Here is a 14,333-nt window from a genome sequence, read left to right on the forward strand (position 1 = left end):
GGCCGTGAGCTCGGTGAAATTGTAGTAGCGGTGAAGATGCCGCTTACCCGCCACGGGACGGAAAGACCCCGTGCACCTTTACTATAGCTTTGCATTGTTTTCGGGTCAGGGATGTGTAGGATAGGTGGGAGGCTGTGAATGGGCGTCGCCAGGCGTTCAGGAGCCAACGTTGAAATACCACCCTTCGCTGGCCTGGGATCTAACCTGACTTGTGTCAGGAACCGTGCATGGTGGGTAGTTTGACTGGGGTGGTCGCCTCCAAAAGTGTAACGGAGGCTTCCAAAGGTCTGCTCAACACGCTTGGTAACCGTGTGTGGAGTGCAATAGTACAAGCAGGCTTGACTGCAAGACCGACGGGTCGAGCAGGTGGGAAACCAGGGTATAGTGATCCGGTGGTTCTGTATGGAAGGGCCATCGCTCAAAGGATAAAAGGTACGCCGGGGATAACAGGCTGATCTCCCCCAAGAGCTCACATCGACGGGGAGGTTTGGCACCTCGATGTCGGCTCGTCACATCCTGGGGCTGGAGAAGGTCCCAAGGGTTCGGCTGTTCGCCGATTAAAGTGGCACGCGAGCTGGGTTCAGAACGTCGTGAGACAGTTCGGTCCCTATCTGTGGTGGGCGTAGGAAGATTGACGGGGGCTGACCTTAGTACGAGAGGACCGGGTTGGACCCACCGCTGGTGAGCCGGTTGTTACGCCAGTAGCATGGCCGGGTAGCTATGTGGGGAATAGATAAGCGCTGAAAGCATCTAAGTGCGAAACTAGCCCGAAGATGAATCTTCCACATAAGGGTCGTTGTAGACTACGACGTTGATAGGCTGCAGGTATAAGTGTAGAAACACATTCAGCTGAGCAGTACTAATTACCCAACAGCTTGCACATTTAATCTTTATCTTTTTCTCTTCTACTTCCAATATGACATGAAAAAGCATGACCGAATGAATGAACGGCCCGCCGCTGCGGTGACCCAATGAGAGAATAAAGCATTATTCAATCATTCGAAATTCAATCATTCAATCATTGAACTCAAAGAGCTTGTTGGTGGCTATTGGACGGGTGTACACCTCTTCCCATCCCGAACAGAGAAGTTAAGCCCCGTACCGCCGATGATACCTGGATCAAACCCGGTAAAGTAGGTAGCCGCCACAATCATTAACCCATAAGACCATCCTCAAAGATGGTCTTTTTTTCGCTTTAGGGCATAGTGGGTTAGCAGGTCACAGAAAGTAACCTGCATGTTTCAATACCTTCCTTCACATTGTTAAGAGTCTCCTACTTTGCTGTAAATGCAAGCTTATTGAAGATTTATTATATGAGATGCTACTGTAAATCGCCTCGCTGTTTGCAGGACGAAAAGCATTAAACTTCTTCCAGTAAATTAACAGTACTGAGTCCTAATTACCAGGCATTATATTTTAATGTATACATTAATAAGTTCAAAGCTTCCTTTTCGAGGCTTGTGTAATGGAGATTCTAAAAACTTAATCTGATTTATGGGAAAGAGCATATTGGTTGCTGGTGCGACAGGTAATTTAGGAAAGCGGATTTGCAGGGAGTTGGTCAATAGAAATGCAGATGTCAGTGCTATTGTGCGCGCTGATACTAACGTCGAAAAGATTGAGGTACTTAAAAAAATGGCAGTAAGTGTAATTGAGGTGAACTTCAATAGTCTCAATGAGTTATCGGAAGTTTGTAAGGAAAAGGATTGTGTGGTTTCAGCATTAGCCGGTTTGGAGGATGTTATTATTGATTTACAAACAACACTATTAAATGCTGCAATACAAGGAGGTGTGAAGCGATTTATTCCTTCTGATTTTTGTACCGATTACAATCATTTGGTTCCGGGAGAAAACAGAAATTTTGATTTAAGAAGACGTTTTAAAGCGTACCTGGATACAACTCCAATTCAATCCACTTCTATCTTCAATGGTGCATTTGCTGATATTTTGAAATACAATACACCCATCCTGAACCTGAAAGATAAGAATATCGCATACTGGGGAGAGAAGTCAGACTGGCAACTGGACTTTACTACCATGGACGATACCGCTGCCTTTACGGCCGAAGCAGCTCTGGACGATCGTGCACCCAGAGACTTGCAAATTGCGAGTTTTCAAATAAGTCCAAATGAATTGCATGCTGCTTTGGAAACAACCACCGGTCAGCAGTTCAAAATTTATCAACTATCCAGCCTTGAAGATTTTGCTCAATTTATCAAAAAACAAAGGGCGGAAAATCCGGCTGGCGAAAATGAGCTTTATGCAAAATGGCAGCAGGCACAATACATGTACTCTATGTTCTCCACGCACCATACACATCTTGCAAATCAACATTACCCTAATGTTAGCTGGACAAATGCACTAAGCTATATTCGGACTTTTGCAAAGTAATATTGAAAATTAGGAGCATTGTTGTTTAGCTAAATCAATTCTAACTCCTGAGTCTTGACTTTAAACTCCTGTGTTTAAATTTTCATGCAAAAATATGGGAATAAGATCCACTCATATACGCCCTAATAACTAGTATCATTTTACTACTTTCAACTGTTTATCCGAGAAAGAATTAAAAGTGAGTTGCTAAAAGCATTACAACTTCTTTTAATTCTTTCTCGGATAGAGATCCATATCCAACCCGGATTCCATTAATTGACGGATCGTTTCCAAAATGGTCGGGTGTAAGGATCTTAATTCCGCTACTTGCCATTTTGCGGCTTATTTCTGACCAGTCAAGAATTTGCCTGGGTTCGATCCAGAATGCAAGTCCACCTTCCGGAATGGTAAAGTTTGCTTTATCCTTCAAATGAATTTTCAACAGCCATACGGTGAAATCGCGTTTTGCTTTATAATACCCCGTCGCTTTCCTGATGTGCCTTTTGATCGTCCCGTCATTGATCAGCTGCAATACAGCCTGTTCCATAATCCCGTCGCCCTGCACATCAATAATCTTGCGGAGTGAGCCAATCTGCTCCATCAAATTAGGATCGCTGGATGCCAGGTAGCCGATCCGCAATGCCGGTGCGACCACCTTGCTCATCGTGCCGATGTAGACGTAACTTTTCAGTTCTTTGAAGCTCGAAATAGGCAAAACCGGGCGATAGCCAAAATGAAATTCATTATCATAATCATCCTCAATAATGGTGAACCCGTATTCATTCGAAAGCCGGATCAGCTCTAATCTTCGTTGCAGGTTTAGTGTGACGGTAGTCGGATACTGGTGGTGAGGCGTCGTGTAAATGGCCCTGATCTTTCGGCTGGATTTTAAATGTGCCATCACATCGCTGATCATCAATCCTTCTTGATCCACCCTAACCGGCAGTAATGTAGCTCCGGCGGCTTCAAACGCTTTCCATGCCGGCTGGTAACCCGGACTCTCCACCATTACCAAATCGCCTTTTTTACACAAACACTGAGCCGCCAGGTACATCGCCATCTGACTGCCGCGGGTTACGCATAGCGCATTGTTACGCACCTTCATTCCCCGCTGATGGTTAAGCATTTGCACAAGCGCATCAATAAAATCGGCATTGCCATATTCATTACTGTAACCCATCATTTGCCAGCGCGCATTCCGGTTGAAGATCTGTCGATAAGCACGCGCCAGCTCGGTGACCGGTGCAATCTTGCTGTCGGGGTAGCCGTCATCAGACGTGATCCGGAACTGCTTTTTAGTCAGGGCTGCATGGGGTGGAGCGTCGTCGGTTTTTCTCTGATTGGAAAAATCAGGCAAAGTTTCCGCTACGAAAGTTCCCTTTCGCTCCTTCGAAATAATCCATTCTTCATTCAGCAGCACATTGAGTGCCTCCAAGATCGTATTGCGGTTTACTCCCAGCATTTCCGCGAGGTTCCGGCTTCCCGGCAGTGCTTCACCGATTTTTAATCTTCCAAGCTGAATGTCTGAAATAATCGCATCCGCAATTTGCAGGTACACCGCTTTTTCCAGTTGATGATCAATACGGATTTCAAGTTTCCAGGGGCGCAGCATTGGACCAGGGATATTTATGGATTAATTGTCAGATTGCTGGTCCAAAAGTACAATAGTTCCACAATGTTACTAAGGATAGCGGTATGTCTTGCAAGTCAGTCCACCAAGTTCCATGCTGCGTGATTAGGTGCAGGTAGGCCAGTATTTTTAAATGAAAATGGTCCAGCCAGCATCGTTAGGACTCCTTACTAAGTTTGAATCGGCAATGGTGCCACAGCGATTCAAATCATAATACAATGAGCAAGTCCATTTTTTATCACGCCGGCTGCCCGGTATGCGTAAGTGCAGAACATGACATCGTCAATCTGATCGGTCAGGATCAGGTGGATATTGTAAATATTGGTGAAGACCGCAGCCGGATCGGAGAGGCGGAAGCTGCCGGGATCACTTCCGTACCCGCATTGGTAACCCCAAACGGCAATGTGCTGCATATCAATTTTGGGGCTTCCCTGGCAGACGTGAAAGGCTGAAAAACACGCCGGCAGCGACCCTGCCGGTATATCTCATTTCCCAAAAAACATCACAGAAAATGAAAACGACCATTTTTATCCTTGCGGCATTATTCGCATTTACAGCTGCCAATGCCTGCGAGCATTGTAAGAAATTTGAAGATTCGAAAGATTTTAAGATTAAATCAGCGCAGGTAATCCATAATAAGAAATTCGGATCCCTTGAATTTGAGATCATTGTGGAAGGGAAAGCCGGTAAGACGGTCCCTACGCCTGTCGGTAAACTGGATATGGCACCTGTGCTGGGCTACGTTTTTCCTACTACACTGAAAGCGGAAGATATTGGTTTCAGTCCCACTGAGGGCATTGTGGCACTTGCACTTACTTCCCACCCGGATTTTGACGACAGTCCGCTTTGGGATGAAAATGCCGATGGTAAGTTTGACAATGACGGAATTGTCTGGCATCCGCATTGGGTGGTGCTGGTCAAGGATGAGCGTGTGAAGGGTGGACTTTCGGTAAAAGAATATAAGAAAGCTGACAAGATCACCAAGCCAACCACAGCGCCGGATATGCCGATGTACATGGACTCACCGGGTTATCCTGTTGTTACGCAGGAAAATGCAATCCGCGTTTCGGTGCCTGCTTACCGCATCAACAATAAGGTGAGCTTCAACTACGACGCAGTAAGCTGTTACATGCAGGTTTCGGCGCCGGCTGGGGGAATGTCTATGGACAAACCGATGCTGGGCGTGTACAACGTATATAGTGTACTGTCAGGAAAGCTGACGTTGCCTTATAAAGTGAAGTAACATACAATTGCCTCGCATGGCTGAAATAGATGTCAAGATCGTGAGCGCGCTGGACCGGGTATCACAAGCGGTTCGGGTGTTGCTGCGCAATAAAAGTCAATCCAATGCATTGAGCCCGATTCAAACCCAGATCCTGATCTTCCTCCTGTTGCAGCCAGGAGGAAGTTCCAGGATTACCGCCCTGGCCGGTGAGTTCGACCTGACAAAAGCCACGGTGAGTGACAGCATTAAGTCACTTTTGCATAAATGCCTGGTTCATAAAAGCCCGGATCCGGCCGATGAACGAAGCTGCACCATCCTATTGACAGATCGAGGAAAAGAGATGGCCCTGAAATCTGCCGGCTTTATTTCAGAATTGGAAAAGTCACTTGACTCGCTCAATGCGCTGCAAAAGGAAGCCATTTATACGGGATTGCTTCAAACGATCTTTGGACTTCATACGGCCGGCGTCATCAGTGTCCAGAAAATGTGCCTTACCTGTATTCATTACGAAAGCATCCTTGGCGGGCATTCTTGCAGACTGCTGGAATCGAATCTAACGTATGAAATGCTCAGGCTGAATTGTACAGAGCACTCGAAGGCTACAAATCAATAAAGGTTTCTTGAATACAGTAATGGATCAGCTGCCTTAGTTTTTACAATAAAAATACCCTAAAAAGTTGTCCTGCCCGGAAATCTGGGTGGGACAAACTTGTAGGGTATGCACATGCAACTTGCTCCCGGCAAATTGGTAAAGCTCACTTGCGCCAGTAATTATTGGCCGCTGCAATGGTAGCAAACTCTGTCGCCACGGTTTGCCCGATGGCGATCAGCATGTTTGCATCGTCCGCGTATACAGCCCTGAGTGTTGCCCGGACAGCTGCGTCCGGTTGGGTAGCTTTGATGATCAGCCTCGCCATTTTAATGGCTAGTTGCCTTCCTTCTTCCGCGGTGGGTGTAATCAGTGTGCCATTTGGCACCAGTTCAATGGATTCCGACATATCTGTTTCGCCTTTAATGGTTTGTCCGCAAATGTGGCGAAGTCTCAGGTGTATCTCATAGTCCAGTATTTTCAAATTAAACTGGTCCAGGACGATCATTTATTTGCACAGAAAAAATAGAAGCTCCTAACATTCCGCGTACTCGGGCAGGAAAATGCCATTCATTGCAATAATTGTTTTAACCTCAATCTTTGTGCCGTCCTGTAATGTGAGGTATGAGTTTGTAGCATCGGTGTAAATCTCCTGAATTTGTCCCTCAGCGCGAACCAGGCCATTGATGTCCAGAATCATTTCTCCTTTAACTCCCCGGTTTCTGCAATCCCGCAGCATTTCCATAAAGGTTTCGTTCACTGCTAATGTTGTCCGAATGTCCATAGTTTTAATTGTTAAATGAGTCTGAGAAAAAATCTATCACCTTAATAGATTCAAGAAAATCGACGAAACAAAAGCATACTGGTGGATGTATTCATGGATAATACTAGACTAATATATTGGATTTACCTGGCTGTTTTCTGGTCCAGATTTTACATTTCCAATATGAAACTGGATGTGTTCAGACGTGTTTTAATATGTTCTCCCAGTTTTCCCGCCTCTTCATCAGGCATTGATCGGGCTGCTTTTATTTAAATAAAAATAATGTTTGAAGGTATGACATAAGGCTGTCACCAGGCCCGCCGAGCTTTGTGTAAACAATTACAAAAAACGTTTACACAAGCAAAAATGGAAAAGAACACGACCGATCCCTGGGCATGGGGCAAGTACACGAATTCAGTACAGGCAGTTGAGATCAAAGCACCCCAGGGCACACTTTATTGCTCCGGGCAGGTGGCAATTGATGCGAACGGACAGCCTGTTGCCGGCGACATGGAGTCGCAATTAGCGCTCACGATCCAAAACCTCGAGCAGCTGATCAGCGAGGCCGGCTACCATCCCGCCGGCATTGTAAGACTGAATGTGTACACAACCTCTACCCAGGAATTCTTCACAAGCTGCTTGCCGGCTTACCAGGCCTGGATTGAAAAACATGGTATCCGCCAGGCTACTACCATGCTGGAAGTAAAAGGCTTGTTCGGCGGGCTTACCGTCGAGCTGGAAGCAACTGTTGTACGGTAATATGCTGTTTCCCGCGAGGTAAAGGTGCCAGATCATGCGCTATTTTACCTCGCGGGCACAAATTCATGCCCTTGGGAAAATGAAACCGATTAAATTGGCAGAAAAGCCTGAGCCATGAACGATACCGAAACGAATCGCCTGTCCCGCCTCGTCGCAATGCTTACCTTGCTTCAAACCTGGCGAACGATCAGTGCAACGGAGCTGGCCAACCGTTTTGCAGTAAGTACGCGTACCATTTACCGCGACATCAGGACGCTCGAAAGTGCCGGTATCCCGGTGATAACCCGGGAAGGAAAAGGGTATGCAATGCTGGACGGGTACCGCCTGCCGCCTGTCATGTTTACACGTCAGGAAGCGCTGGCGCTGCTGACAGCAGAAAAGCTTGGGTCCAGCCTTACCGACGCAACTACTGCCCGGCTTACCGGGGCGGCGATGGACAAGCTTCGGGCAGCGCTCAGGCATTCCGACCGTGACCATCTGGAAACCATATCGCCTTTTATCCAGGTGATGGAACCTGCCACGATCCCGGACCGGCCTGATTCGTACCAGCAACTGGTTACTGCCATTGCGTCCCGGCAAATAGTGCAAATCGGCTATCAGGCTGCGGAAACCGGCAAACTTACCTTGCGCAATATTGAGCCGATCGGACTTTATCTCAGTCAGCACTGGCATGTGGTTGCATACTGCCGGCTGCGGCAGGCTTTCCGCGATTTCCGCCTCAACCGTATCAGCAGCCTGGTTGTTACCGGTGAATTGTTTGCAGCACGTCCGGAAACATTGCAGCAGTACTGGGCCGACGAGGCAAACAGAAGGGACAAGGAGAAAGTAGTGATCCGGTTTGATCCGGCAGCGATACTGCCTTTCCAGGTCCGGCAGCTTCATGACACAAAGCACCACTATGGCTGGGTACACGAACAGAATTCAGACAACGGGAGCTTTGAAATGCTATTTCTCGTAGGATCACTTCCTTACCTGGCGACATGGCTCTTACCGTTTGCAGGTGCGGTCACAATCGTGGAACCCGCGTCATTGCGCACGCATTTATCACAACTCGCTCAACGCGCACATGATTCTTTTTATATAGCGTAATTTATCTGGAATGGTAATACTAGTAATCAGGAGTTTCAATTGGGTATTTTAGTATAAATGATTGGGGTTTAATAAAACGCCTATTCCTGATTTTCCCACCAAATGGAAAGTGCCTCTATTTATGCACTTTAAATCAATATTAACAGTCTTATTCCTGCACTTCACTAAAAGGATAATTATAAATGTTTGTAACATCCCTTTTTAAATAAAGACAAACTAGACACGCATTGAATCCGCACCTATGAAGTTTTTATTCTATTCATTATTGATCCTGGTAGCCATTTCCTGTGCAAAGTCCGGACCTGATCCTGAGTTTACTAAACCGGACACCATTGCGGATGAATATCCGGAATGGTATACATTGAAAGCTCCGGTTGATCACCGGATTGTAGGTGTCTGGGGTAATTATGACAAAACAGTTCTCATCTCGACCCTGTTTAATGTGTACCGTACCACCGACAAAGGCAGGCATTGGCAGCAGGTTCATCAGCAGTCTGTCAGTATATTCGGCATTGTCCGGCATCAGGATACCTTATTCACCATGAACGGCTTGTCCAATCAATCCAGGGGTGATATGTACCAGCAAATACTGGTAAACGCCGACAATTTCAGTGTTGATGATGGAAAAACCTGGCAGCAATATACCGGCAGAAATAAAGCTTTAAGGGATACTCCTGAATTTGATGCATCTGAAAAATTCAGGATCAATCCCATTATTGCTTCCAATACAATTAAATACCAGATCAACAAAGTATTCCGTGACGGACCAGATGCTGTTTCCGGCCTATTCGAAACGCCGGGCGTCATCAAATCCTCAGGAGAACGAATTGACCTTCCACAGCTTCATCAACTGGAAAGCCTGTATTTTGACAATCAGCAGCGGCTTTATATTGCCGGAAGTGATGCGGTTTGCAGTCGTGGAGAGACATTCATGTTTTGTAACAGCCGGGCGGGCAGAGGCGTAATATACGTCTCCAAAAAAGCATTGCCATAAAGTATGTTTTAGCGTAATCTGTATGTCAAAAAAAAGAAAATGCTTCTGTAAATATTCGTTTGCGCGTTTTTGAAAATGATGACGTGCATTTAAAATCATAAAGCATAAAACAGGTAATCACAACAAATCAGGCTTTGATAAAATGCATAGGGAAGTTTCCTTTTTATGACAACCAAATTGAACTTACCGGTGTCAAAGTTGAAAATAAACCACCTGCCTTATGAAGCTCCCTTTTTTGTTTCTGCTTTTTTTATCGTCCGTAAGCTGTCATGCACAATGGAAAGCCAGCGCAGGCATTAATTTGCCCCCGCTGATCGCCAGGTCTGTGGAGGTAAGTTCAGAGCTCAGCCGGCATCCGGGATATTCGTTAATCTTTCAGGCGGGTCAAACTTTTAAAAGCAGCCATATCGGTCTTACAGATTACAAAGTAGACGACAGGATCAGTCAGCGAAAAACTTCCGGGACTTTTCTCAAAGCCGGAGGCAGAATTTACCCCGGATCTCTGTCGGGAAAGCAGCAGAGAAACCGGTTTTTTGCAGGCGCGCTTCTGATATTCTCTCATTACAATCAAACCGCATTGATGCGGGACTTGCTGCAGGATTCGGGATTTGGAGAGCAATATACATGGGTATCTGCCAAAGGTACCACGCTGTTTCCGGCTGCAACGATTGGCTTTCAACATCAACTAACCCGGTCTTTCATCCTGGAATGGGGCGTTCAGAAATCTTTTGTTATCCGCAGAGACAATTATCTGGGGAGCCGTCAGCGCAACTACCAACCCGGCGCAGGATCTGCTCAGTCCGATCCGTTTATCGGCTATTTTCAGGGCATTGTTGCTGTAAAATACCAGTTTGCAGGAGCCAGATAGTATGGGAAAAATGATCCGTGATTTGAATGGCTAAATCGATGCATTCCTGCAAAATGTTCGTTTTGGAGAACTGCTGTCAGTACCGGTAACTTTCTGGTAAGTCCAATACAAAAGAAACGCCGGAACGTACGTTCCGGCGTTTCTTGTTAAAAATGCAGCCTTTCAGGACAGGTCAGTATTTTACAAATCGGAAGACCGACGTATGTTGGCGCGCGTCAGTCGCTTTGAGCACAAACATACCCGCAGGCAGCGTTTTTACATCAATGCCTTCGCCGGAATACGCTCCCGCATACAGCAATATGCCCGTCGCTGCGTAAATTTCAACCGATTGTATATCTGCCACCTTTGCTGCATTCAAAAATATGCGGTCGGTTACAGGATTGGGGTAGGATGTGATTGTGCCTTTCAGCTCCGTAAAACTCACGCGCTCCATCTTGCTTAATGTGAAAGTGCCGTCCGCATCCACCATCCGCAACCGGTAAAAGTTTTCTCCTGGCAGTGGATCAGCATCGGTAAAATGGTACTGCTGCATGTCGGTATTGCGCGTCTCGACCCTGCCTATATTTTCCCAGACTTTTCCATCTGCACTGCGCTGGATATCAAAGTGGCTGCTGTTCAGCTCGTTGGAGGTTTTCCAGCTGAGGGCTACGGTCGTTTCATTTTTGGACGAAGTAAAGTTTACCAGGGTTACAGGCATCGGGTTTTTCAGCACGGTAATGGTAAACCGCCCATTCTCGTACGACGTGCTCCAAACATTGGGTGCGATGTCGGGAAGGTTTAAGGTCGTAAATGTGCCGGAAATGCTCGTTGCATTCACCAGGTCGAAAGCATCGCCGGGCAGCGGCGCGAAATCATTTACCAACGAAACAGACACGCTTCCGCCCGCTGTAAATGAACCTGCCTGAATCTGATCGTAGTCGAAAAGCGGGACGGTTCCGCCGATTTCCATCACTAAGTTGCCCGACTGGGTCAGACTACCGGTAAAGCTTATGCTCCCGGGCGATTCACCCGGCGCCAGCGTCCCACCATTGGTCAATGCTGCATTGTCGAAGGTTCCGTTGCCCATGATGATGCCGTTGTTCGTAAAAGTACCCGTAATGCTGAGCCTTGCATTCCCGGAGTAAAGGCCTCCATTGATCATCAGATTGTTGATAGCAAGCTCGTTATCGTCGGGAATACGGATGGTTTGCTCACTGTTAATGAGCGTACTGGTTGCCTCGCCGCCAGGTACTGCCGTAGCCGTAATCCAGAAGCTGTTGTCCTGCGACGACTGCCAGTCATCCGGCGTAGTCCAGGTACCGGAAGCATTGGCACTCCTGTAATAATCACCTGCATTCGACACTTTATAGATGGTGTAAACAGGTGCCGTGCTGAAAGATGCAGTGACGTTCGGTACTGTGCCGGTTGTTTGTGTAAAATTTACTTTCAGAGTTCCGTTTCCTGTTCCGGTGTTCACTGTAACCGTGTAAGTCGTGCCGGAGCCTGATACGCCGGAAACCGACGCATCGGCGATGGCGGTTGTAAGTGAGAAATCGGAAACATCCACATTCGTCACAGCCTGCGCAAACACGATCTGGTACGTCACCGAGCCTGCATTTGTAGGACTGGATTCCTGCGCGGTGACAGAAAGTACACTTGTTTTGGTATAAAAGTCAGTCTCGTTACCGTAAGCAGTACCCGCCGAGTTGGTGGCATATGCGCGTACGTAAATGTGCGAACCCGCCGGCAAACCGGTGACGTTCGTACTGAATGTGCCTGTTCCTGCATCAATCTGCACTTTATTGGACGAAATGGTTGGCGCAGGGGATGTGCTCCATACAATTCCCCGCTCCGTGATTGTGGCACCGCCGTCCACGCTTACCGTGCCGCCAAGCTGGGCGGTTGTTTCGCCAAAGTCGGTGATGGCAGCCGTAGTGACCGTAGCGATGGTTGTTGCCGTACCCGTAGTAAACCGGAGCGTACCAATGTTGGTGCCAAGGAAAATACGACCCTCAGCGTCCACAAATGCAGCCTTGTCAATCGTCAGGTAGTAGCTCGTGGAGCCGGCCAGGTCGGCGGTAGGATCAATGGTAATCGTAGTCGTTCCGCTGCCGGTCACCTGCGGGCCCGCTGCTGCAATGCTGGCCACAACACTGTTGTCGTCGGAGCGTCGGATCTGGATGTTTTTGCCTGCTGCGCCGGTCACGGGCTGGCTGAATGTAAGCGAAATGTTGCCGCTCACCGAAACGCCGGTTGCCTGATTAGCCGGACTGGTCGTTGTAATGGAAGGCGGTGCATCGTTCTGGCGGAAGAAAAAGTTTTGTTTTCCAGCCGTGTAATTGGTTGTAAATACGTCTGCATCTTTATCATTGTCCCAGTCGGCCACAAACGCTTTTTTGGAGTTGTTATAAAAAGCGCCCGAATTAGGCAGGTTATTGAACGGGTTTGCCGGCCCGGTCACCCGGGTGAACGTACCGCTTCCGTTATTGCGCCAGAAAATGACGGTAGTGGAGCCATCTGACACATGCAGGTCAAGGTCGCCATCTGCATCGAAATCGCCGGAAAGTATCTGGTTATCCGTATCGATTGCCATGCCGTTGAACGGATTGGCTGCGCCGGTCTGCAGCGAATAACTTCCGTTGTCGTTGCGGTAATAATCCCTTACCGACACACTGCCCCGACGCGTGTTCAAAATATCTACATCCCCGTCATTATCCCAGTCGGCCACGTAGGCCCACTCCGCATTGGAAAATGCCGCTTTATCGGGCAGGTTGTTGAAAGGGTTGTTACTGCCAGTAACGCGTGAAAATGCGCCGGTACCATCGTTTTGCCAGAATTCATTGTCCAGCAAACCTCCCGGATAGGTATGCAGATCGACATCCCCGTCATTATCAAAATCACCCACGATCAATTGGGTATACCCGCTTACCGTAATATTGGCAAACGGACTGGACGCCCCACTAACCTGCACGTATTTGCCCTTATCGTTATGGTAAAAAAGGTTTTTCTCATTTTTACCCTCATTACGCATGGTCACGTAAATGTCGGCATCGCCATCGTTGTCCCAGTCTGCCACAAAGGCTCTGTTTGCCGTGTAGAAAACCGCATTTTCAATGATATTTTCAAATGGACTGGCTGTACCGCTTACTTTCGAGAAGGACCCGCTGCCATTGTTTTGCCAGAAATCGTTTGTCGGAGAGCTGCCGTCAAAAGAATGAATATCGATGTCGCCGTCTGCATCGAAATCACCGTAAATAAACTGATCATCGGTTTGGATAACCATCTGGCTGAAAGGACTCGATGCGCCTGTAAATTGCGTGAAAGCCGGCACGAGCAGACCTTTAAAGTTCAGCACCTCCAGTACATGCGATTTGATCAGCTTGCCCGCAGCAAATTCCAGGTCCCAGTCGCCGCCCCGGTGTACGTTGCCGGTGGGGTCATCTGAGGCAGCAACCGGTACGCCGAGCATGCCATGAAGCCGCTTTACGAAGTTTTCACCGGCCTGCCCGGCTGCCAGCTCACAGCTGTAAATGAGCAGCGACGACCGGCCCGTTTCCAGTACCTTACCCAGGCTTTGCCAGAAAGCAGCATGTTCGCTGATGTTTCCGGCATGGAGCTGGGTTTGCCCAAGCACAAAATTGCCGCTGGTACCGTGGGTCATGATGTGGACGCGTTCCGCCTTGCCGTGCATGGCAAGCGTTTTGGACAGCTTTTGGAAGCCTTCGGCATTATTTGGAACATAAATGACCTGCGACCCCGGTGCAAAGTTGGCTGCCAGCGAACGGTAGTCGTGCAGGGATTCATCAATGATCACCAGGTCGGGTGTAGCAGGGTCAGCAAACTGCCGAAAGTTGATGAAAAGAACCGTGACGATGGAAAGTAGACCAAGAGAAACTGTAAAGGTTAATTTTGTCATAGGTGAGCGTAGCAATAGTTTGATATTAGCTAAGACTCAGTTTGACGCAGAATATACCTATATACGTGAAACGTTTTTCTATCTATATTCCTAATATTTATTGACAAATGATGCAGATAGTTACTGCCAGAATGCCCCATCGTCCTTTATT

At 47.6% G+C, this 14,333-nt stretch carries 12 protein-coding genes and 2 rRNA genes (1 of these 14 running past the window's edge); 10 read left to right on the forward strand and 4 right to left on the reverse strand.

What is annotated here, in order from left to right; genetic code table 11:
• The 3 genes from HWI92_RS03485 to HWI92_RS03495 all read left to right on the forward strand — a co-directional run.
• Positions 1-883, forward strand: a 23S ribosomal RNA gene (locus tag HWI92_RS03485) (it extends 1,941 nt beyond the left edge of the window).
• Between the two features lie 155 nt (positions 884-1,038).
• Positions 1,039-1,150: ribosomal RNA gene (rrf, locus tag HWI92_RS03490) — 5S ribosomal RNA — on the forward strand.
• Between the two features lie 344 nt (positions 1,151-1,494).
• Positions 1,495-2,391 carry an NmrA family NAD(P)-binding protein gene (locus HWI92_RS03495; protein WP_204660803.1) on the forward strand — a complete coding sequence of 299 codons (897 nt, stop codon included), beginning with the start codon at positions 1,495-1,497 and terminating at the stop codon, positions 2,389-2,391.
• Between the two features lie 172 nt (positions 2,392-2,563).
• On the opposite strand, the gene HWI92_RS03500 is transcribed toward HWI92_RS03495, so the two are convergent.
• Complete coding sequence (locus tag HWI92_RS03500) at positions 2,564-3,982, reverse strand: aminotransferase-like domain-containing protein (RefSeq protein ID WP_204660804.1); 1,419 nt, start codon at positions 3,980-3,982, stop codon at positions 2,564-2,566.
• A gap of 236 nt (positions 3,983-4,218) precedes the next feature.
• Here HWI92_RS03500 and HWI92_RS03505 point away from each other — a divergent pair, with 236 nt between their 5' ends.
• From HWI92_RS03505 to HWI92_RS03515, 3 genes are read left to right on the forward strand one after another with little or no spacing between them, the layout of a single operon-like run.
• Positions 4,219-4,452, forward strand: coding sequence for a thioredoxin family protein (locus HWI92_RS03505; RefSeq protein WP_204660805.1), 234 nt, complete (start codon positions 4,219-4,221; stop codon positions 4,450-4,452).
• A 59-nt stretch (positions 4,453-4,511) separates the two neighbouring features.
• On the forward strand, positions 4,512-5,243 hold the full coding sequence (locus HWI92_RS03510; protein WP_204660806.1) for a hypothetical protein: 732 nt from the start codon (positions 4,512-4,514) through the stop codon (positions 5,241-5,243).
• A gap of 16 nt (positions 5,244-5,259) precedes the next feature.
• Complete coding sequence (locus HWI92_RS03515; RefSeq protein WP_204660807.1) at positions 5,260-5,838, forward strand: MarR family winged helix-turn-helix transcriptional regulator; 579 nt, start codon at positions 5,260-5,262, stop codon at positions 5,836-5,838.
• A gap of 142 nt (positions 5,839-5,980) precedes the next feature.
• On the opposite strand, the gene HWI92_RS03520 is transcribed toward HWI92_RS03515, so the two are convergent.
• The gene (locus HWI92_RS03520) at positions 5,981-6,322 is read right to left on the reverse strand and encodes a hexameric tyrosine-coordinated heme protein (RefSeq protein ID WP_229248816.1); all 342 of its coding nucleotides are present in this window, start codon (positions 6,320-6,322) and stop codon (positions 5,981-5,983) included.
• Between the two features lie 27 nt (positions 6,323-6,349).
• Positions 6,350-6,598, reverse strand: a complete 249-nt coding sequence (locus HWI92_RS03525) for a hypothetical protein (RefSeq protein ID WP_204660808.1) — start codon at positions 6,596-6,598, stop codon at positions 6,350-6,352.
• Positions 6,599-6,943: 345 nt separating this feature from the next.
• On the opposite strand from HWI92_RS03525, the gene HWI92_RS03530 reads away from it, so the two are divergent.
• From HWI92_RS03530 to HWI92_RS03545, 4 genes are all read left to right on the forward strand, one after another.
• Complete coding sequence (locus HWI92_RS03530) at positions 6,944-7,336, forward strand: RidA family protein (RefSeq protein WP_204660809.1); 393 nt, start codon at positions 6,944-6,946, stop codon at positions 7,334-7,336.
• A 114-nt stretch (positions 7,337-7,450) separates the two neighbouring features.
• Positions 7,451-8,425 carry a helix-turn-helix transcriptional regulator gene (locus HWI92_RS03535; RefSeq protein WP_204660810.1) on the forward strand — a complete coding sequence of 325 codons (975 nt, stop codon included), beginning with the start codon at positions 7,451-7,453 and terminating at the stop codon, positions 8,423-8,425.
• 241 nt (positions 8,426-8,666) lie between these two features.
• A complete protein-coding gene (locus HWI92_RS03540; protein WP_204660811.1) occupies positions 8,667-9,419 on the forward strand; it encodes a beta propeller repeat protein in 753 nt (250 codons plus the stop codon).
• A 220-nt stretch (positions 9,420-9,639) separates the two neighbouring features.
• Positions 9,640-10,287: a hypothetical protein gene (locus tag HWI92_RS03545; protein WP_204660812.1), complete on the forward strand. Its 648-nt coding sequence runs from the start codon at positions 9,640-9,642 to the stop codon at positions 10,285-10,287.
• A 172-nt stretch (positions 10,288-10,459) separates the two neighbouring features.
• Here the strand turns inward: HWI92_RS03545 and HWI92_RS03550 are convergent, their stop codons facing one another.
• Complete coding sequence (locus HWI92_RS03550; RefSeq protein WP_204660813.1) at positions 10,460-14,182, reverse strand: DUF4347 domain-containing protein; 3,723 nt, start codon at positions 14,180-14,182, stop codon at positions 10,460-10,462.
• Between the last annotated feature and the right edge of the window lie 151 nt (positions 14,183-14,333).

Origin of the sequence: Dyadobacter sandarakinus, assembly GCF_016894445.1 — a bacterium.
GTDB classification, from domain to species: domain Bacteria; phylum Bacteroidota; class Bacteroidia; order Cytophagales; family Spirosomataceae; genus Dyadobacter; species Dyadobacter sandarakinus.

Coding starts and splice junctions, on each gene's coding strand:
- HWI92_RS03520 (WP_229248816.1), bottom strand. CDS start 6,322: ATGATCGTCCTGGACCAGTTTAATTTGAAAATACTGGACTATGAGATA.
- HWI92_RS03535 (WP_204660810.1), top strand. CDS start 7,451: ATGAACGATACCGAAACGAATCGCCTGTCCCGCCTCGTCGCAATGCTT.
- HWI92_RS03530 (WP_204660809.1), top strand. CDS start 6,944: ATGGAAAAGAACACGACCGATCCCTGGGCATGGGGCAAGTACACGAAT.
- HWI92_RS03515 (WP_204660807.1), top strand. CDS start 5,260: ATGGCTGAAATAGATGTCAAGATCGTGAGCGCGCTGGACCGGGTATCA.
- HWI92_RS03505 (WP_204660805.1), top strand. CDS start 4,219: ATGAGCAAGTCCATTTTTTATCACGCCGGCTGCCCGGTATGCGTAAGT.
- HWI92_RS03525 (WP_204660808.1), bottom strand. CDS start 6,598: ATGGACATTCGGACAACATTAGCAGTGAACGAAACCTTTATGGAAATG.
- HWI92_RS03495 (WP_204660803.1), top strand. CDS start 1,495: ATGGGAAAGAGCATATTGGTTGCTGGTGCGACAGGTAATTTAGGAAAG.
- HWI92_RS03550 (WP_204660813.1), bottom strand. CDS start 14,182: ATGACAAAATTAACCTTTACAGTTTCTCTTGGTCTACTTTCCATCGTC.
- HWI92_RS03510 (WP_204660806.1), top strand. CDS start 4,512: ATGAAAACGACCATTTTTATCCTTGCGGCATTATTCGCATTTACAGCT.
- HWI92_RS03540 (WP_204660811.1), top strand. CDS start 8,667: ATGAAGTTTTTATTCTATTCATTATTGATCCTGGTAGCCATTTCCTGT.
- HWI92_RS03500 (WP_204660804.1), bottom strand. CDS start 3,982: ATGCTGCGCCCCTGGAAACTTGAAATCCGTATTGATCATCAACTGGAA.
- HWI92_RS03545 (WP_204660812.1), top strand. CDS start 9,640: ATGAAGCTCCCTTTTTTGTTTCTGCTTTTTTTATCGTCCGTAAGCTGT.